This is a genomic window from Halorubrum orientale, from assembly GCF_059623105.1.
In genome coordinates, this window is sequence record NZ_JBSPSR010000006.1 from 213,124 (window position 1) to 234,833 (window position 21,710).

The following is a 21,710-nucleotide window of genomic DNA, read 5'->3' on the forward strand; positions in this document are numbered from 1 at the left end:
ACCTGCTCTCACTCGAACCACCGCCGGATCCGGATGCGAAGCGGAATACCGCGATTTTGACGTCGAATCCGGATCGGGTCGAAACCGATCAACGCGACAGCAACGCCGATAAAGAGGCTGCTAACGACCACATTGATCACAATAATCGGTGCCCACTGGTGAATAGCGTGCAACTCAAGCAGCACAGAGACGGGTAAAATGGCGAGATACCGGTGTTCGGTCACAGCCTCAGTGTGTACTCCAGTCTCAGGCGGGGCGTGTACGCGTAACGTGACCGCGTCTGAGGTGCGACGTTGGATATACAGTGTTGATTCATTGACCGCGATATCGTCTGTAGCGGGTTCAATCACCGCGACAACCGGTAGAACACCATCGTTCGGTACGGTGTACTCAACGGTCTCAGTCGTATTTTGCTTGATCACGTCATACCCGGCTGCGTCTGTTTCAGCACTTACGAACTGAATCTGATACACTCCGCCTGGCCCGAGCATGCTCGCTGAAAGCAGCAGGATGAGAATCGTGGTCATCACTGCAATGACCATCGTTGCAGAGATGGCGTCGGCGCTGCGACGGGTGCTTCGGGACCGCTCTTTGCCTGACTGTTCAGCAACGACCGAGAGGACGTACGTCATCCCACCGAACCCTAGCAATAGATATGATAACCCACGTGTGCCAAGAACTGCTCGCGTCCCGAGAAGCGCTGCAACCTCTTCTTGGAGCGTTTGGACTATCGCACTCCCCCCGAGAATTGCCGTTCCAAGGTTTGGTATTACGACGACCCAGTCACCAATAGCTAACACCTCCGCTTTGATCTGAGCGTCCGTTACCGGGGGTTCAGCTCCGTCTTGGTCGGTGACAACGTTTGCGTCGCCGCGAGTGATGTACCCGCGTTGTGTCTCATCAACGACGCGATGCGTGACGACGCCCCCATCGTTCAGGTTGACCGCCTCAAAAACCACGATGTCTCCTTCAGAGATGTCCCCAGCGAGCGGCGTCGGCACCGCGATGAACCCATCCCCCGCTTCAAGTGTTGGTGCCATACTGCCGGTCTCGACGTACGCAACCCCCATAGGCTGTCCAAGCAATGATCCAGCAACAACCGATAGCGCAAACAGAAGCACCAGAACGAATGCGATCCGTTGGACCGCCGATCGAATACTCATGTCGGTAAGCTGGGTGGCTGCTTGGCTGGTGAGCCACTCTGAAGGGTGTGTCGGCCAGGGACCAGCGAAGCCAGTGGTGCTTTCTCAAAACGGGCTTGCTGGCGGGGGATTTGGGCGAGCATGCAGTTGTACGGTCTCACGAAAGGGCGATGCAGCCGCCGTTGTCGTCACCCGTACCGTAAGAGAGATGCTAAACCCCTCCGGGACACGAACTGCGTTACGTGGCTGATCAATTGTTGTCGGCGTGGTTAGTGCCGAGTCCGGGGCATCACGTACCAGTCTCGTTGTGTCGCTTCCCTGGCGTGAGATGGCAGAGACAGCTACAGGCGGTGGTGACTCGTTTGTCTCACGAGAGCGGTGTACAAACACAGGCCGGTCACTATCGTTTCGCACCTGAAGAATCTCAGTCAGTGCCACAGGCGGGTCTGCAGGAAGTGTCGGAAGCGTCAGCGTGATCTGACCGTCCGTAGCAACGTTGCGATACTCACCCGTGGCGAGATACCTGGGGACAAGCGTGAGTTGACCGGAACCTACGTCGGTCGTAAACACAATACGTGCATCAGGCTCTCCGGACGTAACGACTCCTGTCCCGATCGCGGCTCCTCCCCCGGCGATGAGCCCCGCCATACCGAGGAGTGCATTCCGCCGCGTCAGCATACGCTATGTTTTGTGGAGGCGTTGTTTCAACCTTGGGCTGTGATAGTGAACTAAAGTCGGTCGTCGGGATCACTTTCACAGAAGGGTAGAAGCGAGTTCACGGCTTCAGCTGTGAGAGGAATTCAACTGCACGGACATCCGTTCGTCGGTGAGTCGGTCAAGTTGTTCATTTGGTGAGACAATTGGGTCTCCGTCAGCGTACGCAATGTGGTACGCTTCAGCCACGGAACAGTCGTGAGCGTCGATATAATGTGCCACATCAGCTAGGCTCGAGTCTCCTTCTGGCACAGTCGCAATCTCAAGCGCATGACCAAGCGCTTCGAGCGGGTCAAGTTCAGTATCCGCAGCGGCGGCCAGGAGCTCGAGTAACGCGACCCGCGAGGTGTAGATACCACCCTCGTGATTAGCCGCGAGGTCTACGATCTGATCTTGAAGCGAGGTTGGAGACCGGGCAAGCGCAATAAAAAAGGCTGTATCAGCGTAAATCACTGATCGAGTGCCCCAGTCGTTTCGGCATGACGCTGGTCGTCTGAGGAGTGTGTGGTCTCCAGCGTGTCGCCTTGTAGTGGCTCCGACTCCAAGGCCTCACCGGTGGCTTCCTGTAACCCGTCAACTGGATCCTCACAGAGCGGGATTAAGACGATGCGGTCGTCAACCTCGAGAATCCGGAACCGACCTGAGTACTTCTCACGGATGGGCTGTGGAATTGTGATTCGTCCCTGAGCGTCCGGTTCAACGGTCTCGCTCATAGTACATTTTTGAACACGAGCGTTGTAAATGTGATGAACGCTCTTTCCTGCATTACCCGCCGAGTGGCTCGAACCAGCGACGCTTCCACGTTAAGAGGTAGGCTCGCTGGGCTCATCCACCTTGTATTCACCCTGCTCTTTGGTGTGCTACTTGTTCTATAACGCCCTCTGTTGAACGCATATTAGAACCTCCTGTGAGCCGACAGAGCCCCTAGCGGTCAACACGCACGCTCAGTCTGACGGCTGATTCACCGCAGATCGGTTAGATCAAACGGAGTCATGGTGCTGTAGTGAAGAAGCTACCAGCTACCCACAAATTCCACCGTAAGCTCGCACTGACTCGCCATACGACCGAGTTCTCGCTGTAGTCTGCTTTGTACGTCTTCCCGAAGGCTTTCACAGGGTACTCAAGCCGCGTGTTCTCGGGGATGGTCCAGCTGAGGAGGTCGAGAAAGTCACGTAACACGGCGGCTTTCGTGTTTGCTTCGTCCATTTGGGGGGCCGCCTCGATAGTGGCTCGTGCGTGATCAACGTACGCACAGACAGCATCCTCATTCATACCTAACTGTTCGAGAGAGGTTCGTTATAAACGTCCAGGAGCGGCACCCATACCGGCTGTGAACCAGCTGTAGTCGTGCACGCGTTGTACGACAAATAGGGTGGGGTGCTCTACACGCCTACACTCGGGCTGGGAAACACCTACCCCGGACGCGCCCAGTGATCCAACATGAGCCGTCGTCAGGACCTCGATCGATTCTACGCGCTCCTCGACGACCTGGAGACGACGGTCGGGGGGCCAAGACGGCTACGCGACTGCGACGGGCGGATGCGCTGGCCCGACCGCGGGCTGTACGTGTTCTTTCACTCGACGGCGTCTCGGGCGTCCAGCGACCAGCGGCGTGTGACTCGCATCGGCACCCACGCGGTCAGTGCGGGCAGCGATGCGACGCTGTGGAGTCGGCTCCGCACCCATCGCGGCGCACAGCGCGGCAGCTACGCGGGTGGCGGGAACCACCGCGGCTCCGTCTTCCGGAAGCGCGTCGGCGAGGCCCGAATCGTGCGGGACGAGCTGGCCGACGAGTACCCCACGTAGGGTGTCGGCTCGACGGCCGGCCAGGCGCGTCGACTGGCGGAGATGGACCTCGAGCAGTGGGTGAGTGAGTACGTCCGCGACCTCCCGTTCCTCTGGGTGGCGATCGACGACGAGCCGGGTCCCGAAAGCGATCGAGCGTACGTCGAGCAGCACGCAATCGCGCTCGTGAGCAACCGCGACGCGGGCAGTCGCGACACGGATCCTATCGACCCACGAGCCGAGGCGTGGCTCGGTCACCACAGCCCAGTCGACGCCATCGCACAGTCTGGACTGTGGAACGTCGATCACGTAGACGACTCGTACGACCCGGCGTTCTTGGACGTGATGGAGGGGTACATCGAGCGGATGCCCGGCTTCGCGTGAGCATAGGTCGTATCTATCCATGAGTTCGTCGACCGCCAGAGAACGGTCGTGTCGAGTCGACCAACTCAGTCGTCGGCCCCGGGCGGTCGCTGTACGTCGAGGTAGCCGCGCAGCACAAAGGTGCCGATCCACAACGACGCGATGACGACACCGAGTAACACGATCAGCGCCTGGGCGATACCGTCCACGGTTCTCGCCGCCGAGAGCGTGGCTGCGAGCACGAAGAGGATTCCAAGTGAGTCGCGCGGGGACCAATCCGACATGGGTCGCTGTCGCCTCGCGTCGTCAATATATGCTCGGGTGGCCGTGGCTCGCGGTACGGAAGCAGACAATGCGGGGATACTCGGGGGCCGATGGGCACCCCTTCTCGGGTCGGTTCCACACCGCTCCAGTGGCTTTGTATCTGACACGAGCGCGAGACACGCGGACGCCACCTGACCACACCCTCGCTAATACGCGTGTGACAGTGACTGTGTACACGACCGTGTGAACAAGACGACCGCGCGACACACGGACGCAGTTTCGGCTACGCCCTCCCCAGCCGATTCGATACGTGTATCGTGGTGGTTCTGTGACGAACACGACTCCGCGACATCCGGGCACCAGTTGGCCACACCCTCCCCAGCCGATTCGCTCGGTCGCTTCGCTTCCTCGCTCATCCCTCGCACGCGCTCGTGGACACGCTATCGCGGTCCACGAGGCGCGCGCCACCACAGTACGTATGTGGGCCTGGTAAAAATTCACTCCGCGCGAAGTCGAACGGTCGAACAAACGTCCGAAGCGTGCTACTCAGTGTCGAAAAGAGACACGGCATCTGCCGCGTCGTCTGCAAGAGCCGGTGGCTCGTCGTCGGCCTCGAGCTCCCGTCGAAGGAGGTGGTGCTCAAGCTGTCGGCGCTTCCCAGTTCCTTTTCGTTCGCGGCCCGTTTTCGTGTCTGGCATGCTCAGCCGTGATAACGGATGACATGCATAAGAAGCTTCCGGCGAGAGTATGATAACGCCGTTGCTCGGAGCGATAAACGCCAGGAGAGGGATTTGAACCCCCGATCCCGTGAAGGAACACGCTTTCCAGGCGTGCGCCTTACCACTCGGCCATCCTGGCTCGCTCGAAGCTACTTGACTGGGCGTGTTAAGTCCTTCTTTTCGACCGCTTTCGGGCGATCCGGTATTCGGTCACGAACGTCACGGCACCGGCAGTCGTGGCGACGCCACCCGCGAGTACGAGGACCCCGCCGTACGAGACTGGCATCGTCCCGCCGACGAGCAGCCACGCCTGCACGAGCACAACGACGGAGAGCCCACCGACGATACCCCAAAGCACGGCCGACAGAATCCGACGACGGAGGGTTGGCGACCGGCTGCTGGCATCGCCCGGCTTGTCGACGTCGCGAGTCGGCATCTCACTCGCGGCTCGCGACGGCCTCGATCTCGACCCCAACACCCTTCGGGAGTGCTCCCGCCTGTACCGCCGACCGTGCAGGCGGCGCCGTCTCGAAGTAGTCGGCGTACGCCGCGTTCATCGCGTCAAAGTCGTCGATGTCGGCCAGAAACACCGTCGTTTTGAGAACGTCTTCGGGGCCGGCACCAGCCGCCTCAAGCACGGCAAAGAGGTTGTCGAGTGCCAGCTGCGTCTGTGTCTCGATCGGCGCGTCAGCGCGAAGCTCCCCGTCCGCTGTCAGTGGTATCTGTCCGGCGGTGAACACGAGGGTGTCAGTCGTTTTCGCCTGACTGTACGCGCCTACTGCCTCCGGTGCGTCATCCGTGTGTATGGTATCTGCCATGGGAAGCTCCTTTGTCGTGGTCCACTAAGTGTATCCGGTTCGTGTGCAGCGTCACCAGTACACGTATATTCCTCGAGTACCAACACCGAACACCATGTTCGGGGCACTCCTTGCCGCCCTGTTCGCGGCCGTACTCGTGATCAACCTCGCGATCACGCTGGCGATCATTCGTGGTGATGTGAACCTCGACCGAATGGGAGGGTCCACCGGTGGACGCACCGGCGCTGACCGTCAAACCGGATTTGCCGCGATCGCGAACGCGAGCGAGCGCGAGGAAGAATGGTCAGAGATCGATGGACAGCCGCCGTCATTCGAGACGAGCGGGGAGACCGTCTCGTGTCAGGCGTGTGGCGCGACGAACCGTGTCGGGTACCGGTATTGCCGGTGGTGTGTGCAACCGGCACTCGGCGGCGACGGCAAGCGTCCGGGTCGAGATGCGGCTGCGACGCAGCGTCCGCTGTGACCACCGACCGTGCCGGTACGCCGCGGAAAGGTCATTGGTGTCGACGCCGACGGCTGCTCGCTCACAAATGCATGCCGCCGTCGACCTCGAGCACCTCCCCATGTACGTACTCGTTCTCGAGGAGGTACCGGACCGAGTCGGCCACGTCCTCGGGTGTACACGCGTACGATGGGAGGTGTGTATCCACGTTCTCGTGGCCACGGAACTCGACCGACTCGAGGTACTCGAGGATGACGTCGTTGAGCGACGTCTCGACGGGGCCGGGTGCGACCGCGTTCACCTGCACGCCGTCGGGCCCGAGCTCGCGGGCGAGCGACCGGGTCAGCCCGTGAAGGCCGGCTTTGCTCGCCGCGTAGCTGGCGTCGACAGTGCCGAGTGTGCCGCCGACGCTCGAGACGAAGACGACGTCGCCAGCGACCGCACAGAGGTGGGGTGCCGCCGCCCGGGCGACGTAGAACGCCCCGGAGAGGTTCGTCTCGATCACCGCTTCCCACGTCTCGTCTGTCGTGTCTGTCAGTCGATTCGGCCGGGTGATCCCTGCGTTGTTCACCACGCCCTCAAGCTCGCCAAACGTCGATACTGCCTGTTCGACCAATCGGTCGGCCTCGGCTGACTCGGATACGTCCGCCTGCACGGCGACGGCCGACCCGCCGGCCGCCTCGACGGCCTCAACAGTCGCTTGGGCCGCGTCCTCGCGCTCGTGGTAGTTCACGACAACGTCGTGTGCCGCGAGCTCGACGGCGACCGCCCGACCGATTCCCCGACTCGCACCTGTGACGAGTATCGCCATGACCAGACGGTCTTATCACCACATAATATCACTTGCGGATAGGCGCTGAGAGCCGTACCCAGACCGGCCGGTCACCGGTCACCGGCCACCAGTCATCGGTCACTTTGCGCCGGGTGACCAAGGTGGTCTTCGACGGACTCGACCTTCTGCGCTGCCGACGTCTCGGCCGTGCGTTTGTCGTCGATTTTCACAACCGTCGAGACTCGGTCGCCGTCCACAGCCTGGTGGGCGGCACCGACCGCATCGAGGAGCGTCTCGACGTCGTTGGCCTCAATCACTGTTCCCATCGGGTTCGTCTCGTAGCTGACGTCGAAGTCGTCGAGCGCGGCTACGGCCTTCGCTACCTCACCCGCCATGCTCTCTTCGATCACCGGTGCAACGCTCACCATCGCGACGACGGTCATATCGCGTGGTGGTGATGCCTCAATATAAAAGCCGATCCCCTCACGAGCGATCGACCGCCGGTCAGTCGTCGAGGACGTCGCGGAGAAATGCCCGCTGATACTCGATCGTCGCCTCGAACCGTGATCCGAGCGGCGAGATGTGGGTGCCGGGCATCGTGATGATGGTGCCGCGATCGAGTTGCTCGCCCGCTGCACGCATCGCTGGGGGTGAGACGAGGGGGTCGTCAACACCGCCGAGTAACAGCGTCGGGACGCGGATCTGCTCGACGTGTTCGATCGGGCGGTACCGGCCGAGTAGCGGCAGTGACCGCGCCGACGTCTCGTTTCGCCACCCTCCTTCGCGGTCGACGAGATCGAGATACCCGCGGCGTACTCCTGGCTCGGTGAGTGCCGCGAGTGACCCCGGCTCCTCAACTATCGGAATCGTAACATCATGACCGAACCGACTCCCGAGTCGATCACGTGCGACAGCAGCGGTGGCGCGAGCCAGATACCGCCCCCCTCGTGCCCGAATCACCCTTCGCCAGTCAAGAACTGGTGACACCGCGATCGCGGCGTCGATGTCTTGCCGATCAGCTGCGAGGACGAGCGCGTGGCCCGCAGACAGTGAGGTACCCCACAGGATGCGCTCTGTGCCGAGACCATCGACTCGCGTCAGCCGGTCGAGAGCCCTGACGTAGTCGGCCCGCTGACGCTCGGGGTGGATCAGGCGGTCGGTGCCCGCTGAATCCCCGAAGCCGCGATAATCAAAGACGAACGACGCCCGACCGCCGATAGCGAAGCGCTCTGCGACCGCGCGGTACCCGAATCCCTGTGTCGCGCCGAGTCCCGGTCCCATCACGACGACCGGTGGATCGTCGACACCACTCGGACGCACGAGGGTGCCACAACAACGCTCGCCGTCAACTTCGAACACAAGCGTCTGGGTCGCGAATCGCTCGCGCGGCGGCCGCATGAGCCCACGTTGGGCCCGGTTCAACGGTATTCGGCGGGTCACGGGGTGTCATCTCCCCCGTCGACGTGGGACACCGTATTGAGGACGCGCGTGGAAAACTCCGTCTCGGAGATCTCGTAGGTGAGGAGCGCGTCGAACCAGCCAGGCTTTGCGGCCCACGAACCGAGCGGGTCACCGGGGGTGCGAACGACCGTCGCCTCGACGCAGACCGGGTCCCACGCGCCGGCTTCGGCGCGGTCGATCAGCGCGTTGAGCGCCCGACCGATCTCGCGACGATGAACCTCGCGGCCGGGGAACGCCGTCATGTACGTCAGCTCAAGCGGGTCGCCAGCGTCGACCGACTCGACGCTAATGCCATAGCTGCGGAGCGTCGGTTCGATCTGCGGGGGCGCCTCGTCTCCCATACCTGGTCCGTCGATGCGATACGGTAAATCGGTACCGGCAGCTGGTCGATGACGCGGGGGGGCACGACAAAAGCCGCAGGCGGGGGCCGTCACGATAGACGACCAGTATCGGGTCTGTCAGAGGCACACGATTGTCCCGTGCGGCCAATTTATCGTACAGCTGCGGCCGTGATAAAATACCGGTGAAGGATGTTTCACCAGTCTCACCAACAACTGCCGGACGACAACTGCCAGCGAGACTGTCTCTCCGAGCGGGCGTCGGGATGGCAAGGGTTGATACGACCCCGCCCGAACGAAACGATATGCGCATCGCCCAGCGGGGCTACGGCGAGGAGGGCCGCGAGCGGCTCACACTCGTTCCCGAGAACGTCGACGACCTCTGGCACCTCGCTCACGTGCTCGAGCCGGGCGACCGGGTCGAAGGCGACACCACCAGACGGATTCAGCGCGACGACGACCGTATGCGGGACACCGGCGGCCAGCGCGAACACCTCTTCGTTACGCTTGAGCTTGCAGACGTCGAATTCGCTCGATTTGCCAACCGACTCCGGGTCGGTGGGACTATCGTTGGCTGCTCTCGGGAGGACCAACTCGGCAGCCACCATACGCTCAACGTCGAGCGACACGATGAGGTCACGATTGAAAAATACTTCAAACCAGACCAGACGGAGCGAATCGAGGAAGCGACAGAAGCGGCTGAGAACCCGGATGTCGCCATCGCCACCGTTGAGGAGGGGGCGGCGTCGATTCACACCGTCCAGCAGTATGGTACCGAAGAGTACGCCTCCTTTACGAGGCCAACTGGAAAAGGCGAGTACGCGCGGCCGCGCGAGGAGTTGTTCGCCGAGCTCACCGATGCGCTCGGGCACCTCGACGCCGACGCGGTGATCCTTGCCGGGCCGGGATTCACGAAGAACGACGCGCGCGACTATCTCGAGGAATCTGGCACGAACGTGGCCGACCGGGTGACGGTCGTCGACACTGCAGCTGCCGGAGATCGGGGCGTCCACGAGGTGCTCACGCGCGGCGCGGTCGACGAGGTGCAGGAGGCGACTCGTATCTCGACGGAGGCCTCGCTCATCGACGACCTCACCGAGCACATCGCGACGGACGGCAAGGCAACCTACGGCCCCGAAGACGTCACCGAGGCCGCTGAGTTCGGGGCAGTCGAGACGCTCCTCGTCGTCGATGAACGCCTCCGAACCGAGCGGCAAGGCGAGGGAGACTGGTCGGTAGACGTGAATGGGGTCATCGAGTCGGTCGAACAGCAGGGCGGTAACGTCGTCGTCTTCTCGGCTGAGTTCGACCCAGGCGAACAGCTCGCCGCACTCGGTGGTATCGCCGCAATCCTTCGATACCGGCTCGAATAGCGACCACTGACAGCAACCGTCGACCGGACACCCCCTACGCGGTGGCGCGCGCCTCGCAGGCCGCCGAAGGCGGACTCGCGAGCGCGTGCGAGGGATGAGCGAGGGAGCGAAGCGACCGAGCGAATCGGCTGGGGAGGGTGTGGCTGAAAGACGTGTCCGGGTGTCATGAAGCCGTATTAATCACACTCTGACCTCACACATACAGAATCGGCTGGGGAGGGCGTGGCCCAAGTGGTGCCCGAGTGTCGCGCGGTCGTCTCGTTCACACCATCACGCTCACACGCGTATTGGGGAGGGCGTGGCGTCGACCGCCCAACTCGATCACAGACCGGTGAGCGTCTCACTCGCCGGAGCGATAGACAGCGGGGTCCCCCGCCCAGCCTCCCGAGCCCGCTCGTAGAGCATATGCGCGGCTGCGACGGTCTCGATACCGGTCCCGCCGGAGTCAAAGACGGTCACCTCATCGTCGCTTGTCCGACCCGGGTGGTTCCCGGCGACGACGTCACCAAGCTCCACCTCGAGGTCGTCGTCACTGACCAGTCCGGCCTCGCGGGCGGCGATGAACGACCCCGCATCGCGGGTCGCTCTGGCCGTCAAGTCGGGGACGTACGTCGCCCGCGCGATGAGCTCCGGTGGGAGCTCGTGTTTATCAGCCGCGTACTGTCCCATCGCCGTCACATGTGCGCCAGGCTCGACGTCGGCGTCGGCGATTACCGGCTCGCTCGCGGTCGTCGCGGTGATCACGATATCGGCGCCGGCGAGCGCCGCACTCGCAGACGAAACCTCGGTGACGTCTGCGTCCAGTCGCTCGGCGAACTCGTCGGCAAACGACTCGCGGTTGGCCGGCGTCGGCGAGAACACCCTGACTGCCGTGAGGTCTCTGACGGTCGCCGTCGTCCGGAGCTGTCCGCGCGCCTGTGGCCCGCTACCGATCACGGCCGCGGTCGAGGCGTCCGGTCGCGCAAGCGCGTCGACTGCGACCGCACCGGCGGCACCGGTCTTGAACGGGTTCATCGAGGCGCCGTCGATGATCGCGAGCGGCTCGCCAGTCTCGGCGTCAAAAAGCGGCGTCAGAAACCACGCGTCGCGCTCGGCGAACCCGGCCGAGTATGTATACCCACCCATGGCCCCGATATCGGGGAGCATCGCGACGTAGGTCGTGAGCATTCCCGGCGGGTCTCCGCTCGGGAGTAACGTCCGCGGTTCGGCTGGTGCGCCGGTGCCCACCTCTCGGTACCCGTCGCGGACGGCAGCAACGTAGTCTGCGGGCGTCGCGAGGTCGTTGACCGCGTCACTCGTAAGGAACAGCGCGTCAGTCATACCCGACAGCTTGGCCGCAGGCGACTAAACCGTACAGGGTGTGGACGTGGTCTGCAAGCTGCCGGATCGATCAGTCTCCGCCGGCGACGGAGTCCGTCCCCGAGCCATATCGGTTGGGTCCGGACCCAGCGTGTTCGGAACTGGAATTAGCACGGACAGTGTCAGATTCCGATCCAGAACCAGACCCAGGCCGGGTGGACGTCGACCGAACGGACTCCGGCTGAGCGGACCCGGCTTCGATCGCGTCCGATCCGACGGTGTCCGACGCGCTTGCCGCGGCGTCGGTGACGGCCGCTGCTGGCGCTGGCCGCGGCGCCCTGACGAACATCGCGTGGGCCATCACGCCGATCGCGACGGCTGCGCCCGCCGGCACTGCGGTGTGCCACGACACGCCGACAGCCGAGAGGAACACGGTCACGCCGATCAGTGCGGTCGGGATCAGTCCGAGGACGTAGTCGTAATAGCGACTCATGGATTCACCGTACAATTATCGTGAGATCCACATAATTTTTTCGCGTGACCTCGTGGTGCAGTTGATCGTGTACACACTGAAGGATCGCATACGTTATCACCAGTTTCTACCGACAGGATCGCTGAACGATGCCGTAAAATCAAACGAGTACGGGCAGGACTCTCACAGCACACGCGCCGCTAGGTCAATTGCCTCTCCGAAGTCAGCTATCGTCGCAGTTTGAAATAAAGTGCACGCCAGCCGCCGAGTGCGACCGTGCCGGTTACGAGCATGACGACAGCAAACGCCGGGTCGGCTCCGCCGCGAAACGCGACTGCACGCAGGGCGAGCCCGACTGCGGCCGCCGGCACCCACGAGCGAATAACCAGCGGTACCGACGACTTGGCCGCCTCGGCCGCGCCGGCAGAGTAGGCGCCAACAAGGGGTGCAACGATTGCCCACCCGATCACGAACGGGGCCCACACACCGATCAGGTACGCCGGCCGGTCGGTTAAGAAGGCGACAGACGAGTGTCTAAGCGTTCCAAGCGTCAAGAAGGTGAGCAACACGAGCAGGTCGCCGACGGCGAGCGGTGCAGCCGCGCGGTCGAGCCGCCGGCCGAGAAACGACTGGTCGTCCATACGCCTTCTCCGCAGTCACCCTACTTTGTACGCACGGATTCGGTCGGGCGAGTCGTTGGTGGCGGGCCAGCGTGGCCCGAACGGCTCACTCGTACAACGGGTGTTCAGCACAGAGCTCAACGACACGCTCGCCGACCTCATAGATGACGTCGTCGCTGTCGGCGTCGTCGACGACGCGGTAGATGAGGTCGCCGACCTCGGCGATCGCGTCGGCGTCAAACCCACGGGTGGTCAGCCCGGCCGTTCCCGCTCGGATCCCCGAGGGGTCGAACGGCGAGCGCGTCTCACCCGGCACGGTGTTGCCGTTGAGCACGATGTTCGCAGCCGCGAGTGAGTCCTCTGCGTCGCCACCGGAGAGATCGGGGTGTGACTCACGGAGGTCAACTAAGACGAGGTGGTTATCCGTGCCACCAGAGACGAGAGAGAGACCATGATCGGTGAGCGTCTCGGCGAGGACCCGCGCATTGTCGACGACCTGTGCGGCGTACGCTTCGAAAGCCGGCTCAAGCGCCTCCTTGAATCCGACCGCCTTCCCCGCAACGTTGTGCATTAGGGGGCCACCCTGCCCGCCGGGGAACACCGCCTTGTCGATGTCGTCGGCGAACTGTTCGTCACACATGACGATGCCGCCGCGACCCGCGCGGATCGTCTTGTGTGTCGATCCGGTGACGAAGTCGGCGACACCGACCGGCGAGGGGTGGACGCCGGCGGCGACGAGCCCGGTGATGTGAGCGATGTCAGCGAGGTGGTAGGCGTCGACCGCGTCGGCGGCTGCCTGGATCGCTTTCCAGTCGACCGCGCGGGGATACGCAGAGTACCCCGAGACGATGATGTCGGGGTCGAACGCCTCGGCCGTTTCGTGCAGTCCTTCGTAGTCGATGTAGCCGGTTTCAGCGTCGACCTCGTACTGTTCGACGTCGTAGATCTGTCCGGTGAAGTTCGCCGGGTGCCCGTGTGAGAGGTGCCCGCCGTGGTTCAGCTCGAGCGAGAGGATCTTGTCGCCCGGCTCCAACGTGGCGTAGTACACCGCCTGGTTCGCCTGCGTCCCCGAGTGCGGCTGGACGTTGACGTGGTCAGCACCCCACAGCTGCTTTGCACGCTCGATCGCCAGCTCCTCGACCTCGTCGGCGTACTCACAGCCGGCGTAGTACCGCGAGCCGGGATATCCCTCCGCATACTTGTTGGTGAGGACGCTCCCCTGGGCTTCGAGTACCGCCTGGCTCACGTAGTTCTCACTCGCGATCATCGCAAGCGTCTCTTCTTGCCGCGTGCGCTCGCCGTCCAAGGCGTCTGCCACCGCCGGGTCGACCGCCCGGAGGCTGTCGTTGACCATATGAATGATCGGGCCGAACGAGCAATAAGGCTGTCCGTCCTCGGCTGCGATCCTGATTCACACGGATCGGCCGTGACTGTCGTCACAGCCGGCTGTATGGAATTGTTCGCCCAAAATTTCGATAATATTAAATACAGTACAGGGTGTTATTCAAGGAGAACTATGGTGTCGAATCTGGTGGCGGCAGACGTCGAGGCGGTGCTCGACGCGACGGTCGCGGGATCGACAGCGGAACTACTCGTGGTCGACCCGTCGGCCGAGACGCTTGTGTCGCTCGTCGAGGCCGCCGCGGCCCGAACGGACCTCCCGCCGCTGTCCGTGCTCGCCGACGAGGCCGTCTCGAAGGCACTTGGGGGAGACTTCCCCGTCGCGTCGCGTGCGGCCGACCTCGTCGAGAACGGAGCACTCGACCTCCGGGTTCTCGACGCTCCCGTCGACAACACGCTCTTGATCTCAACAAAGCAGGTTGTGGTGCTTGTCACCGCAGGAGAATCGGTCGCAGCCCTCTCGACAACCGACGACGAATTTGTCGATGCCGTGGCTGGGGTCCACCGAGACGCGTTCGAGACGGCCCCAACGTACGACCTCCGGACGCCGCCACTGCGCCGCGTTCGTGAGACGCTCGCCGGTGACATTGGTGCTGACGTCCGGGACGACTTCGATGCAGTGCTCGAGGCGGTTGCACCCGACCAGACCGATACCCTCGATGAGGTGACGGTCGCGCTGCTCGTTGCCGCCCGCAACGACGTCCTCCTGTACGACATCTCGAAGTGGGGTGAAGACGTTGGGATCGCCTCCAAGGCAACGTTCTCGCGGACAAAGACCCGGCTTGAAGAGGCCGGCCTCATCGACACAGAGAAAGTACCGATCGACGTCGGCCGCCCCCGACTGCGGCTCACGCTGGGTGACAACCGGCTCATTGGGGACGACCCAGCGGCATTCGCGGCCACCGCGGCCGAGCTGCTCTCACGGTGAGCGCCCAGAGAGCGACGCACACCCTCTCCTCGGTCACTCCCAGAGTGCGTACAGGTCGTCGTCGACGCCGTCGGTGTATCGCTCCCCGTCGATGACGACGCCTGGTTCGCCGGCCGCCGACTCGACCGTCGCGATGGCTGTCGCGTCGATATCCTCGGTTGTGAGCGCCTCGAGCGTTGACTCCGTCTCGTCGGCAGGGACCGTCGCGAGCAGCGACCCCGAGCCGAAGACGCGGAGTGGATCGACGCCGACGGCCGCACAGAGCCGACGAGTCGGCTCCCGCACTGGCACGGCCGATGGGTCGAGGGCGATCCGCACGTCGGATGCGCAGGCACACTCGACGAGTCCGTTGAGCACGCCGCCCTCGGTCGGATCGTGCATCGACGTGGCGATGGGGGCGAGCACGGCCGCCTCGGGGATGACACTGACCGCCTCGAAGAATGTCTCGCCGCGGTCGACCGTCGCCTCCTCGACGCCGGCCTCGAGCAGTGCTTCGCGGAAGTCCGTCGCGAGGATCGCGGTGGCTTCGATGCCCGCACCTTTCGTGAGTATCACCGTGTCACCCGGCGTCGCACCACCGGTAGGGACGTAGCGGTCGGTCGACCCGAGACAGGTCAACGAGAGCATCGGCCGTGGGAGCGCCGGAACCGTCTCCGTGTGGCCACCAACGATGGTGATTCCCAGCCGAGTGGCCTCGGCGTCGAGTTGGGCAGTGATGTCATCAAGGACGTCAAGGTCCGGTGACGGGACGAAAATCGTCGAGACGAGCCACTCGGGCGTCCCGCCACAGGCCGCGACGTCGTTGCTCGCGATGGCAACGCCGAGGGTGCCGATTCTGTCGGCCGCAAACGAGATCGGGTCCGTGTTGACGACGAGCGGCTGACCGCCAGGGTCGATCGCGGCCGCGTCCTCAGCGTACCCGCTGCCGACGAGGAGATTGTCGTTTTCGGCTCCCGTCCGCGAGAAGATGTACGACTCAAGTACCGCCGGCGCGAACTTGGTCATGAACTCGTCTCCGGGCGACTTCGGTTAACGGTTTCTCTCGACCGAGAGTCACACCCCAGAGCGTTAATTGCAGGGCTCATCTACTCGATACGCATGCGTCTCACACCCGGCCCGACGGCCGTCCCACAGCGCGTCCGCGACCGGCTAGCCGAGCCCGCCCTCAACCCGGACGTCGAACCGGCGTTCGCCGAGCTGTACGACACTGTCTGTGTGAACCTCCAGACCGTGTATGACACCGACGACGACGTGGTCGTCCTCGGCGGCGAGGGGATCTTGGGTCTCGAGGCGGCGACCGTGTCGACGATCAGCCCCGGCGACAGCGTACTGTGCGTCTCGAACGGCATCTACGGCGACGGCTTCGCCGACTTTGTTTGACAATACGACGCGGAGCCAACGGTCGTTTCGGTGGACTACGACCAACCACTTGACGTCACAGCGGTTGAGGCCGCACTTGCCGAAGACGAGTTTGCGGCCGCGACGATGGTCCACTGTGAGACGCCAACGGGTGTCGGCAACGACATAGAGCCGATCCTGGCGAGGCTGGCTGACCATGACGTGCTCACAATCGTCGACGCTGTCTCCTCGCTCGGCGGGATGCCGGTCCCGTCCGACAACGTCGACATCTGTCTCGGCGCCTCACAGAAGGCGTTGAATGCGCCGCCCGGGCTCACGACCGTCTCTGTGAGCGAGCGCGCGTGGGACGCGGTCGAGCGGGCCGATTCGGCGTCGTTCTACACGAACCTGGCCCCCTGGCGGGACGTCTCCGACGGATTCCCGTACACCCACCTGTCAGCCCTCGTCGCCGCGCTCGATGAGTCACTCTCGATGTTCCTGGAAGAAGGGCTCGATACGGTGTACGCCAGACACGAATCCGTCGCTGCACACTGTCGCGATCGGGCCACCGAACTCGGAATCGAATGCTACGCCAACCCCGCCCGGAGCGCGCCGACGGTGACGGCGCTCTCGCTGCCCGGCGAGGCGGCGCGCGTCCAGCGTGAACTCGCCGACGAACACAACGTCGTGCTCGCGACCGGCCTCGGTGACCTCGCCGACGATATTCTTCGGATCGGACACATGGGACACAACGCCGACCTCGACCGGGTCGACCGCGCTATGGACGCACTGGCGACGGTCGTTGGGTGACCGACGCCTACACACACTGACCAGCCAGGAGCGAACACGAACGCCTTGATCCGCACCTCACTCGTCCGTCTGCGCTGTCGGTTTGTCGACTTCGTCGATCGACCGCACCTCCGGCGTCGTCCCAAACGGGTATTCGATGAGCCGCTCGGCGCCATCGTCGGTGACCACGACAACGTCACCGAGCCGGACACCGCCGTGAGCCGGGTCAGACACGCCCGGCTCGACGGCGAGCGTGTACCCGGGGCGGAGCGCTGTGTCGCCCGTAAGCGGGGGCAGCTCCCGCGCCGAGATGCCGATGCCACCGCCGGTGTCGTGGATGTAGCCAGGCTCGGCTCGGTCCGCCGTCGGGTCGAATCCGTACGCTGTGGCCTCGGCAGCCGCCTCCTCGTGGACTATGCCAGCGACCGCACCGGGGGTAATTTCGGCGAGTGCTGCTGCCTGTGCCGCTTCGACGGCCACGTACGCTCGTCGATCCCACCCGCCGTCACCGTCGACGACAAACGTCCGTGTGAGCTGCCCGTGGTACCCTGAAGGGCCACGCGGCGTGATCGACACCACAACGGGCTCACCCGGTCGAATTGGTGTCGCGTCGTGGAGTGGGAGATGACGGGCGACCGACGCGGTCCCGGTCGCGACAACGGCCTGTTCTCCGTGAGCACCGTGTTCGGCGAGCGTCGTGCGTATCGCACGACGAAGGCGATCGGTCGTGAGCGGCTCGCCGTCAAGCCGACACACCGGATGCAGATCGCCGGTATCAGTGGCGTCGCCCGCCTCATTGGCCTCGTCTGCGCTCCCGGCACGACTCACACTCGTACGGGCGAGCATCGTCTCTGCACGGGCCATCGACAAAGCGGCTGCACGTTGGACTCGGCGGATACGCTCTACCGCTTCCGGACTCTTTCGTGCCCGTGCATCTCGGACTGCGGTCGTCGACGCGACGGTGAAGCCCGCACGTTCGATATAAAGCGCCGCGTCGTGTGGGATCGACCGCGGGGCAAGCACGGTCTGGTTCTCAGCCGTGTTCACACCGGTCTCTGCGTCTACGTCCGCTTTTGCACCCGTACCTTCGCCGCCTCCCGCGTCGGCATCGGGGACACCATCCTGTTTGTACTCGCGCGCGAGCACAGACGCGACGGCGAGACCGATGGGGTTTGGCACGGAATCAGCGACGACGCTTCGAGCGATCCCGTCGTGAAACGCGTGAGCGCTCGGCGGGTCGTCTGCGGGCCGGGGCACATCGAGTGCCGCGTCGACAAACGCCTCCTCTGCACGGACGGAGAATTCAGGCGGAACACAGAGCACTGCTCGCGGTGGCGTCACACCGGTACCGGGGACGACGACGACACCACCGGGTGTCGAGGCGTCGAGACCGGTCAGGTACCGACGGTCGGCGCTGGCACCGACGGTGACGAACCCCGCCGCCTCAGCCGTCGTCACCGCATCGAGAATCGGCCCAAGATCGGGCTGAAGCGGGGCGCGGTCACGAACGGTACGCCCAGCGTCCGCCGTCACGGCTCGGGTTCAGGGACGGAGACCGACGCTTGGACCGTCTCGACGAGTTCCTGTGCCGGCTCCTCGCTACGCTCGTTGAACAGGATGACGCTGATTGGAAGTGTTGGCGCACCACTGACGAGGTTCTCTAAGATGACGAGCCGCTCGCGTGCACGTGACATCCCGACGTAGAACACCCGGCGCTCGTTGTCGGTCAACACCGGAACTGGATTCGTCGTCTTCGTGAACTCGTCGATACCGGGGACGGCCGTCGGGTCGTCGACGGAGGCGGCCATCTGCTCTACCACCTTCTCCGTGAGGTCCGTCGCGAGGAACACGTGGTCGGCCTCCCGTCCCTTCGCAGAGTGGATCGTCCCGACACGAACCGCGTCTGGGTCCGCACCGCGGTAGTCGCCCGCAAAGTACGCGTCCATCGACTTGCGCTGGAAGCTCGTCACCTTCCGCACCATGTCTGCTGCGCTCTCAGGGCCGGGCATGAACGGGACGCGCTCTGTCACCGCGTCCGGTTCGACGGTGATTGCGGTGAGATCGTCGGTGTCGGCTGCCTCCTCGCGGTCGTCAAGGAGATCGTACAGCGTTTCCCGGTCGTTCGTGCCGAACGCGGATGCTTGAAGCATGTCTGCGAGTCGGCGAGCTTCGAGCAGCGTCACCGGCTCGTCTGCCTCAAGCTGCTCGATGGCGGCGACGTAGTCTTGCAGCCGGTCGGTCCACATCCGGCCGTCCGTCAGCATCGTGAATGGGATGCCGTGGCCAATGAACTCGTCGATGAAGTCGAACATCTGATAGCGTGCGCGAAACAAACACATCACGCTCCCGTCCTCGTCGTCGACCGTATACCGGACGTTTCGAACGAGCTCGAGCATCGACGGCGACTCGACCGCCTCGACGCTACCGCCCTCTTTGCGCGGTCTGAGGTCTTTCTCCTGGCGCTTGTCGATGTGCCGGATCTGCTTGTTGACAACGTTCAGTATCTCCGAAGGCAGCCGGTACGAGTTCGGGAGGATCTCGTCGTTGTCCACTTGGGTATCTAAGAGGAGGTCGGGATCGGCGCCCTGCCATGCGTAGACGACCTGGTCGTCGTCGCCGGCGATGAGCACCTGTTTCATGTGGGGGCGCCACTCCTCGAAGACGTCGTACTGGAGCGTCGTGATGTCTTGAAACTCGTCGATAACCAGATACTCGACGCCCGGGACGAGCGAGCGACCAGCGACTCGTTCGAGCATATCTGCGAATCCGACGAGCCCGTTGTCGCCTTTGTACGCCCGCCAGGCACGGATAGCCTCCGGGATGTCGATCCGGTCGTCGTCGGTCGACCACGTGGGTGTGTACTTGTTTCCCTGCTGGGCGTTGGGGTCGATCTCCGGAGGGAGTCTAACCTCCTCGACGTCCCACTGGAACGGGACGTCGTACCAGTCGGCGACCTCACGTTCGGTGCGCTGGAGCCACTGGGAGGTCGCGATGATCTTGTTGCCAATCGTCGTCGACCGGGCGGTCCGGCGACCGGCACCACCGTGTTGATCCTCGAACTCGATACCGTACTCCGCACAAAACGCCTCTTTGTCGTCTTCGCCGACGACGTCGCCACGTGAGAGGTCGAGCAGCTCATACGCCTTCGCGTGCATCGTACACACGTTTCCCTTGAGGCTGCGAGGAGAGACGTCGAGTCGCTCGGCGAGTCGCTCGCGAATTTCGGCGGCCGCCGCGCGTGTGTACGAGACGACGAGCACGTCACGCACATCTACGCTGTCGTCCTCAAGGATGTCCTCGACGCGGTCGAGGAGGGCGGTGGTCTTCCCGCTGCCGGGACCACCGAACAGCCGGGTCACCGTAGGGTCGGTCATTACCGTCTACTGAGGCCGGTTAGGCTTAAACGCCATGGCTCACAGCCTTTGTATCACGGTGGTGAGTCCCTGATCAAATAGGACCCAGGATGCCCTGGAGGATGGCAGGTCGCCGATCAATTGCTTCGGGTCGCACGTGCTTCACGGACGTCAGCACCATCGCGTACGAGGTCCTCACAGGCGGGACAGACGCGTGGTCGGTTGACGTCGTTCGGCGTGAACACCCGTACGTAGTCGGTCGTAACGAATGAACCGCAGTTCTGACACGTCGGCATACGCACCCTTACTAAATCGGTATATATAATACTGCCGCCCAAATTGCAGAGAAAGAAACGCTGACAGTCAGCTCTTGTGGGTCTCAGCGTGGATCCCACCCACACACTGTACAGGCGCCCGCTCCCTCGTCGTGGAGGGCCCCGCACTCTGGACACTGCAGCTTGTTATACGATCGCTCCCAGCGTCCGGTCGTCATCTCGTGGCCGCGATCAGAGAGGAACTCGTCGAACAAGTCGTCCTCGGAGCTGGGTGCAGTCGCCATTGCGTGCTAGTGTATGGCACACACTGATAAGTATCTTTCTGCGTTCCTCGTCCACTGGAAACACGCGACGCTCAAGCGTCGCGGACGGTGTGGCGCCGACGGTGCGGCGGGGCTCAGACGCCACGCGGAGCTCACCAGGGCTCGGCTTTGAGCCCGGTGGCGTACGCGATGACGTTCGTCCCTATGTGGAGCGCCGGCGTCACGAGGACGACGGCGGCAACAACGGGAATAGTGAACACCCCACTCGCCCAGCCGGGTGCGACGAGGAAGACGGCGATCAGTGCGCCGGCGACGAAGTCGAGTTGATCGAGTCCTGGGAACGAGGCCCCTCGCTCGCGACCGGACCGCCGCTTGAGAAAGGAGGCACCCACGTCACCCGCCATCGCGCCCGCCGCGAGCGCGATGGCGGCCGGCAGCGGAAACGTCGGCAACGACACCCCGAGCGTGCCACTCGCCGACTGGGCGGCCGCGTTGAGCACGACGGCAACGACAACGCCCGCGAGCGTACCGGCTGCAGACCCCCGCCACGTCTTTCCGTCGCCGAGGAGACGACGTCCGCGCCACTCGCGGCCGCCATCCATGGGACGGCCGCCGCCGGCGAGCACTGCAGCGTTGTTCGGCACGTACGCCGGTCCCATCGCCCAGAGTGCCGTCACCACCGTCGACGCGAGCATGGCCAGGTGATCAGTACTCCGGGTGATATAGGCCTCGGATTCGTCGGCACGAGTCGTCAGCCGTCCAACGAAATGGTCGCCTGTCC

At 63.7% G+C, this 21,710-nt stretch carries 26 protein-coding genes, 1 tRNA gene and 2 pseudogenes; 6 read left to right on the plus strand and 23 right to left on the minus strand.

What is annotated here, in order from left to right; all coding sequences use genetic code 11:
* Positions 1-8: 8 nt before the first annotated feature.
* The 4 genes from ACWUI7_RS07865 to ACWUI7_RS07880 all read right to left on the minus strand — a co-directional run bounded on the left by ACWUI7_RS07865 (position 9) and on the right by ACWUI7_RS07880 (position 3,128).
* On the minus strand, positions 9-1,163 hold the full coding sequence (locus ACWUI7_RS07865) for a signal peptidase I (RefSeq protein ID WP_496641669.1): 1,155 nt from the start codon (positions 1,161-1,163) through the stop codon (positions 9-11).
* 762 nt (positions 1,164-1,925) lie between these two features.
* Positions 1,926-2,309, minus strand: a complete 384-nt coding sequence (locus tag ACWUI7_RS07870; protein WP_496641670.1) for a PIN domain-containing protein — start codon at positions 2,307-2,309, stop codon at positions 1,926-1,928.
* Positions 2,306-2,569 (minus strand): AbrB/MazE/SpoVT family DNA-binding domain-containing protein, encoded by a 264-nt coding sequence (locus ACWUI7_RS07875; RefSeq protein ID WP_496641671.1) that lies wholly within the window; start codon positions 2,567-2,569, stop codon positions 2,306-2,308. The genes ACWUI7_RS07870 and ACWUI7_RS07875 overlap by 4 nt, the downstream gene beginning before the upstream one ends.
* A 277-nt stretch (positions 2,570-2,846) precedes the next feature.
* Positions 2,847-3,128 (minus strand): hypothetical protein, encoded by a 282-nt coding sequence (locus ACWUI7_RS07880; RefSeq protein ID WP_496641672.1) that lies wholly within the window; start codon positions 3,126-3,128, stop codon positions 2,847-2,849.
* Between the two features lie 168 nt (positions 3,129-3,296).
* Between ACWUI7_RS07880 and ACWUI7_RS07885 the strand changes: the two are divergent.
* A pseudogene (locus tag ACWUI7_RS07885) lies at positions 3,297-4,025 on the plus strand (GIY-YIG domain-containing protein).
* A 65-nt stretch (positions 4,026-4,090) separates the two neighbouring features.
* Here the strand turns inward: ACWUI7_RS07885 and ACWUI7_RS07890 are convergent.
* The 5 genes from ACWUI7_RS07890 to ACWUI7_RS07910 all read right to left on the minus strand — a co-directional run bounded on the left by ACWUI7_RS07890 (position 4,091) and on the right by ACWUI7_RS07910 (position 5,805).
* On the minus strand, positions 4,091-4,288 hold the full coding sequence (locus ACWUI7_RS07890) for a hypothetical protein (RefSeq protein WP_496641673.1): 198 nt from the start codon (positions 4,286-4,288) through the stop codon (positions 4,091-4,093).
* Between the two features lie 522 nt (positions 4,289-4,810).
* Positions 4,811-4,966, minus strand: coding sequence for a hypothetical protein (locus ACWUI7_RS07895; protein ID WP_496641674.1), 156 nt, complete (start codon positions 4,964-4,966; stop codon positions 4,811-4,813).
* 78 nt (positions 4,967-5,044) lie between these two features.
* Positions 5,045-5,126 (minus strand) — tRNA-Ser (locus ACWUI7_RS07900).
* 27 nt (positions 5,127-5,153) lie between these two features.
* Positions 5,154-5,423, minus strand: a complete 270-nt coding sequence (locus ACWUI7_RS07905; RefSeq protein WP_496641675.1) for a DUF7981 family protein — start codon at positions 5,421-5,423, stop codon at positions 5,154-5,156.
* A gap of 1 nt (position 5,424) precedes the next feature.
* On the minus strand, positions 5,425-5,805 hold the full coding sequence (locus tag ACWUI7_RS07910) for a Rid family detoxifying hydrolase (protein WP_496641676.1): 381 nt from the start codon (positions 5,803-5,805) through the stop codon (positions 5,425-5,427).
* 94 nt (positions 5,806-5,899) lie between these two features.
* On the opposite strand from ACWUI7_RS07910, the gene ACWUI7_RS07915 reads away from it, so the two are divergent.
* Positions 5,900-6,268, plus strand: coding sequence for a DUF7577 domain-containing protein (locus ACWUI7_RS07915; RefSeq protein WP_496641677.1), 369 nt, complete (start codon positions 5,900-5,902; stop codon positions 6,266-6,268).
* 61 nt (positions 6,269-6,329) lie between these two features.
* On the opposite strand, the gene ACWUI7_RS07920 is transcribed toward ACWUI7_RS07915, so the two are convergent.
* The 4 genes from ACWUI7_RS07920 to ACWUI7_RS07935 form a co-directional block, all read right to left on the minus strand.
* Positions 6,330-7,058, minus strand: a complete 729-nt coding sequence (locus ACWUI7_RS07920; protein WP_496641678.1) for an SDR family NAD(P)-dependent oxidoreductase — start codon at positions 7,056-7,058, stop codon at positions 6,330-6,332.
* A 92-nt stretch (positions 7,059-7,150) separates the two neighbouring features.
* Positions 7,151-7,462: an MTH1187 family thiamine-binding protein gene (locus ACWUI7_RS07925; RefSeq protein WP_496641679.1), complete on the minus strand. Its 312-nt coding sequence runs from the start codon at positions 7,460-7,462 to the stop codon at positions 7,151-7,153.
* A 61-nt stretch (positions 7,463-7,523) separates the two neighbouring features.
* Entirely contained in the window at positions 7,524-8,459 is a 936-nt protein-coding gene (locus ACWUI7_RS07930) for an alpha/beta hydrolase (protein ID WP_496641680.1), read from the minus strand.
* On the minus strand, positions 8,456-8,821 hold the full coding sequence (locus tag ACWUI7_RS07935) for a DUF8159 domain-containing protein (RefSeq protein WP_496641681.1): 366 nt from the start codon (positions 8,819-8,821) through the stop codon (positions 8,456-8,458). Before ACWUI7_RS07935 ends, ACWUI7_RS07930 begins: the two co-directional genes overlap by 4 nt.
* Positions 8,822-9,123: 302 nt before the next feature.
* Here ACWUI7_RS07935 and ACWUI7_RS07940 point away from each other — a divergent pair, with 302 nt between their 5' ends.
* Positions 9,124-10,191: an mRNA surveillance protein pelota gene (locus ACWUI7_RS07940; RefSeq protein WP_496641682.1), complete on the plus strand. Its 1,068-nt coding sequence runs from the start codon at positions 9,124-9,126 to the stop codon at positions 10,189-10,191.
* Between the two features lie 321 nt (positions 10,192-10,512).
* Here ACWUI7_RS07940 and ACWUI7_RS07945 read toward each other — a convergent pair whose 3' ends face one another.
* The 4 genes from ACWUI7_RS07945 to glyA all read right to left on the minus strand — a co-directional run bounded on the left by ACWUI7_RS07945 (position 10,513) and on the right by glyA (position 13,936).
* Positions 10,513-11,511: an ornithine cyclodeaminase family protein gene (locus tag ACWUI7_RS07945; protein ID WP_496641683.1), complete on the minus strand. Its 999-nt coding sequence runs from the start codon at positions 11,509-11,511 to the stop codon at positions 10,513-10,515.
* Between the two features lie 70 nt (positions 11,512-11,581).
* Positions 11,582-11,983: a DUF8015 family protein gene (locus tag ACWUI7_RS07950; RefSeq protein ID WP_496641684.1), complete on the minus strand. Its 402-nt coding sequence runs from the start codon at positions 11,981-11,983 to the stop codon at positions 11,582-11,584.
* Between the two features lie 206 nt (positions 11,984-12,189).
* Positions 12,190-12,603 carry a DUF3054 domain-containing protein gene (locus tag ACWUI7_RS07955; protein WP_496641685.1) on the minus strand — a complete coding sequence of 138 codons (414 nt, stop codon included), beginning with the start codon at positions 12,601-12,603 and terminating at the stop codon, positions 12,190-12,192.
* Between the two features lie 85 nt (positions 12,604-12,688).
* The gene (gene glyA, locus ACWUI7_RS07960; protein ID WP_496641686.1) at positions 12,689-13,936 is read right to left on the minus strand and encodes a serine hydroxymethyltransferase; all 1,248 of its coding nucleotides are present in this window, start codon (positions 13,934-13,936) and stop codon (positions 12,689-12,691) included.
* 162 nt (positions 13,937-14,098) lie between these two features.
* Here glyA and tbsP point away from each other — a divergent pair, with 162 nt between their 5' ends.
* Positions 14,099-14,911: a transcriptional regulator TbsP gene (gene tbsP, locus ACWUI7_RS07965; RefSeq protein ID WP_496641687.1), complete on the plus strand. Its 813-nt coding sequence runs from the start codon at positions 14,099-14,101 to the stop codon at positions 14,909-14,911.
* Between the two features lie 33 nt (positions 14,912-14,944).
* Here the strand turns inward: tbsP and ACWUI7_RS07970 are convergent, their stop codons facing one another.
* Entirely contained in the window at positions 14,945-15,916 is a 972-nt protein-coding gene (locus ACWUI7_RS07970) for an AIR synthase-related protein (RefSeq protein ID WP_496641688.1), read from the minus strand.
* A 93-nt stretch (positions 15,917-16,009) separates the two neighbouring features.
* On the opposite strand from ACWUI7_RS07970, the pseudogene ACWUI7_RS07975 reads away from it, so the two are divergent.
* Positions 16,010-17,059: pseudogene (locus ACWUI7_RS07975) on the plus strand (pyridoxal-phosphate-dependent aminotransferase family protein).
* Positions 17,060-17,116: 57 nt separating this feature from the next.
* Here the strand turns inward: ACWUI7_RS07975 and ACWUI7_RS07980 are convergent.
* From ACWUI7_RS07980 to ACWUI7_RS07995, 4 genes are all read right to left on the minus strand, one after another.
* On the minus strand, positions 17,117-18,571 hold the full coding sequence (locus tag ACWUI7_RS07980; RefSeq protein ID WP_496641689.1) for a M24 family metallopeptidase: 1,455 nt from the start codon (positions 18,569-18,571) through the stop codon (positions 17,117-17,119).
* Positions 18,568-20,412: a UvrD-helicase domain-containing protein gene (locus ACWUI7_RS07985; RefSeq protein WP_496641690.1), complete on the minus strand. Its 1,845-nt coding sequence runs from the start codon at positions 20,410-20,412 to the stop codon at positions 18,568-18,570. The genes ACWUI7_RS07980 and ACWUI7_RS07985 overlap by 4 nt, the downstream gene beginning before the upstream one ends.
* Before the next feature lie 116 nt (positions 20,413-20,528).
* Positions 20,529-20,687 carry a DUF7563 family protein gene (locus tag ACWUI7_RS07990; RefSeq protein WP_496641691.1) on the minus strand — a complete coding sequence of 53 codons (159 nt, stop codon included), beginning with the start codon at positions 20,685-20,687 and terminating at the stop codon, positions 20,529-20,531.
* A gap of 83 nt (positions 20,688-20,770) precedes the next feature.
* Positions 20,771-20,950, minus strand: coding sequence for an HVO_0416 family zinc finger protein (locus ACWUI7_RS07995; protein WP_496641692.1), 180 nt, complete (start codon positions 20,948-20,950; stop codon positions 20,771-20,773).
* Between the two features lie 13 nt (positions 20,951-20,963).
* Between ACWUI7_RS07995 and ACWUI7_RS08000 the strand changes: the two genes are divergently transcribed.
* Complete coding sequence (locus ACWUI7_RS08000) at positions 20,964-21,101, plus strand: hypothetical protein (protein WP_496641693.1); 138 nt, start codon at positions 20,964-20,966, stop codon at positions 21,099-21,101.
* On the opposite strand, the gene ACWUI7_RS08005 is transcribed toward ACWUI7_RS08000, so the two are convergent.
* Complete coding sequence (locus tag ACWUI7_RS08005; RefSeq protein WP_496641694.1) at positions 21,082-21,624, minus strand: CDP-2,3-bis-(O-geranylgeranyl)-sn-glycerol synthase; 543 nt, start codon at positions 21,622-21,624, stop codon at positions 21,082-21,084. The two genes, ACWUI7_RS08000 and ACWUI7_RS08005, sit on opposite strands and share 20 nt — an antisense overlap.
* Between the last annotated feature and the right edge of the window lie 86 nt (positions 21,625-21,710).

What these genes read in the sequence shown, in the direction of transcription:
- ACWUI7_RS07880 (WP_496641672.1), bottom strand. Translation starts at nt 3,128, where the DNA reads ATGAATGAGGATGCTGTCTGTGCGTACGTTGATCACGCACGAGCCACT.
- ACWUI7_RS07925 (WP_496641679.1), bottom strand. Translation starts at nt 7,462, where the DNA reads ATGACCGTCGTCGCGATGGTGAGCGTTGCACCGGTGATCGAAGAGAGC.
- tbsP (WP_496641687.1), top strand. Translation starts at nt 14,099, where the DNA reads ATGGTGTCGAATCTGGTGGCGGCAGACGTCGAGGCGGTGCTCGACGCG.
- ACWUI7_RS07995 (WP_496641692.1), bottom strand. Translation starts at nt 20,950, where the DNA reads ATGGCGACTGCACCCAGCTCCGAGGACGACTTGTTCGACGAGTTCCTC.
- ACWUI7_RS07920 (WP_496641678.1), bottom strand. Translation starts at nt 7,058, where the DNA reads ATGGCGATACTCGTCACAGGTGCGAGTCGGGGAATCGGTCGGGCGGTC.
- ACWUI7_RS07905 (WP_496641675.1), bottom strand. Translation starts at nt 5,423, where the DNA reads ATGCCGACTCGCGACGTCGACAAGCCGGGCGATGCCAGCAGCCGGTCG.
- ACWUI7_RS08000 (WP_496641693.1), top strand. Translation starts at nt 20,964, where the DNA reads ATGGCACACACTGATAAGTATCTTTCTGCGTTCCTCGTCCACTGGAAA.
- ACWUI7_RS07950 (WP_496641684.1), bottom strand. Translation starts at nt 11,983, where the DNA reads ATGAGTCGCTATTACGACTACGTCCTCGGACTGATCCCGACCGCACTG.
- glyA (WP_496641686.1), bottom strand. Translation starts at nt 13,936, where the DNA reads ATGGTCAACGACAGCCTCCGGGCGGTCGACCCGGCGGTGGCAGACGCC.
- ACWUI7_RS07985 (WP_496641690.1), bottom strand. Translation starts at nt 20,412, where the DNA reads ATGACCGACCCTACGGTGACCCGGCTGTTCGGTGGTCCCGGCAGCGGG.
- ACWUI7_RS07875 (WP_496641671.1), bottom strand. Translation starts at nt 2,569, where the DNA reads ATGAGCGAGACCGTTGAACCGGACGCTCAGGGACGAATCACAATTCCA.
- ACWUI7_RS07895 (WP_496641674.1), bottom strand. Translation starts at nt 4,966, where the DNA reads ATGCCAGACACGAAAACGGGCCGCGAACGAAAAGGAACTGGGAAGCGC.
- ACWUI7_RS07970 (WP_496641688.1), bottom strand. Translation starts at nt 15,916, where the DNA reads ATGACCAAGTTCGCGCCGGCGGTACTTGAGTCGTACATCTTCTCGCGG.
- ACWUI7_RS07935 (WP_496641681.1), bottom strand. Translation starts at nt 8,821, where the DNA reads ATGGGAGACGAGGCGCCCCCGCAGATCGAACCGACGCTCCGCAGCTAT.
- ACWUI7_RS07890 (WP_496641673.1), bottom strand. Translation starts at nt 4,288, where the DNA reads ATGTCGGATTGGTCCCCGCGCGACTCACTTGGAATCCTCTTCGTGCTC.
- ACWUI7_RS07865 (WP_496641669.1), bottom strand. Translation starts at nt 1,163, where the DNA reads ATGAGTATTCGATCGGCGGTCCAACGGATCGCATTCGTTCTGGTGCTT.
- ACWUI7_RS08005 (WP_496641694.1), bottom strand. Translation starts at nt 21,624, where the DNA reads ATGCTCGCGTCGACGGTGGTGACGGCACTCTGGGCGATGGGACCGGCG.
- ACWUI7_RS07910 (WP_496641676.1), bottom strand. Translation starts at nt 5,805, where the DNA reads ATGGCAGATACCATACACACGGATGACGCACCGGAGGCAGTAGGCGCG.
- ACWUI7_RS07945 (WP_496641683.1), bottom strand. Translation starts at nt 11,511, where the DNA reads ATGACTGACGCGCTGTTCCTTACGAGTGACGCGGTCAACGACCTCGCG.
- ACWUI7_RS07955 (WP_496641685.1), bottom strand. Translation starts at nt 12,603, where the DNA reads ATGGACGACCAGTCGTTTCTCGGCCGGCGGCTCGACCGCGCGGCTGCA.
- ACWUI7_RS07940 (WP_496641682.1), top strand. Translation starts at nt 9,124, where the DNA reads ATGCGCATCGCCCAGCGGGGCTACGGCGAGGAGGGCCGCGAGCGGCTC.
- ACWUI7_RS07915 (WP_496641677.1), top strand. Translation starts at nt 5,900, where the DNA reads ATGTTCGGGGCACTCCTTGCCGCCCTGTTCGCGGCCGTACTCGTGATC.
- ACWUI7_RS07990 (WP_496641691.1), bottom strand. Translation starts at nt 20,687, where the DNA reads ATGCCGACGTGTCAGAACTGCGGTTCATTCGTTACGACCGACTACGTA.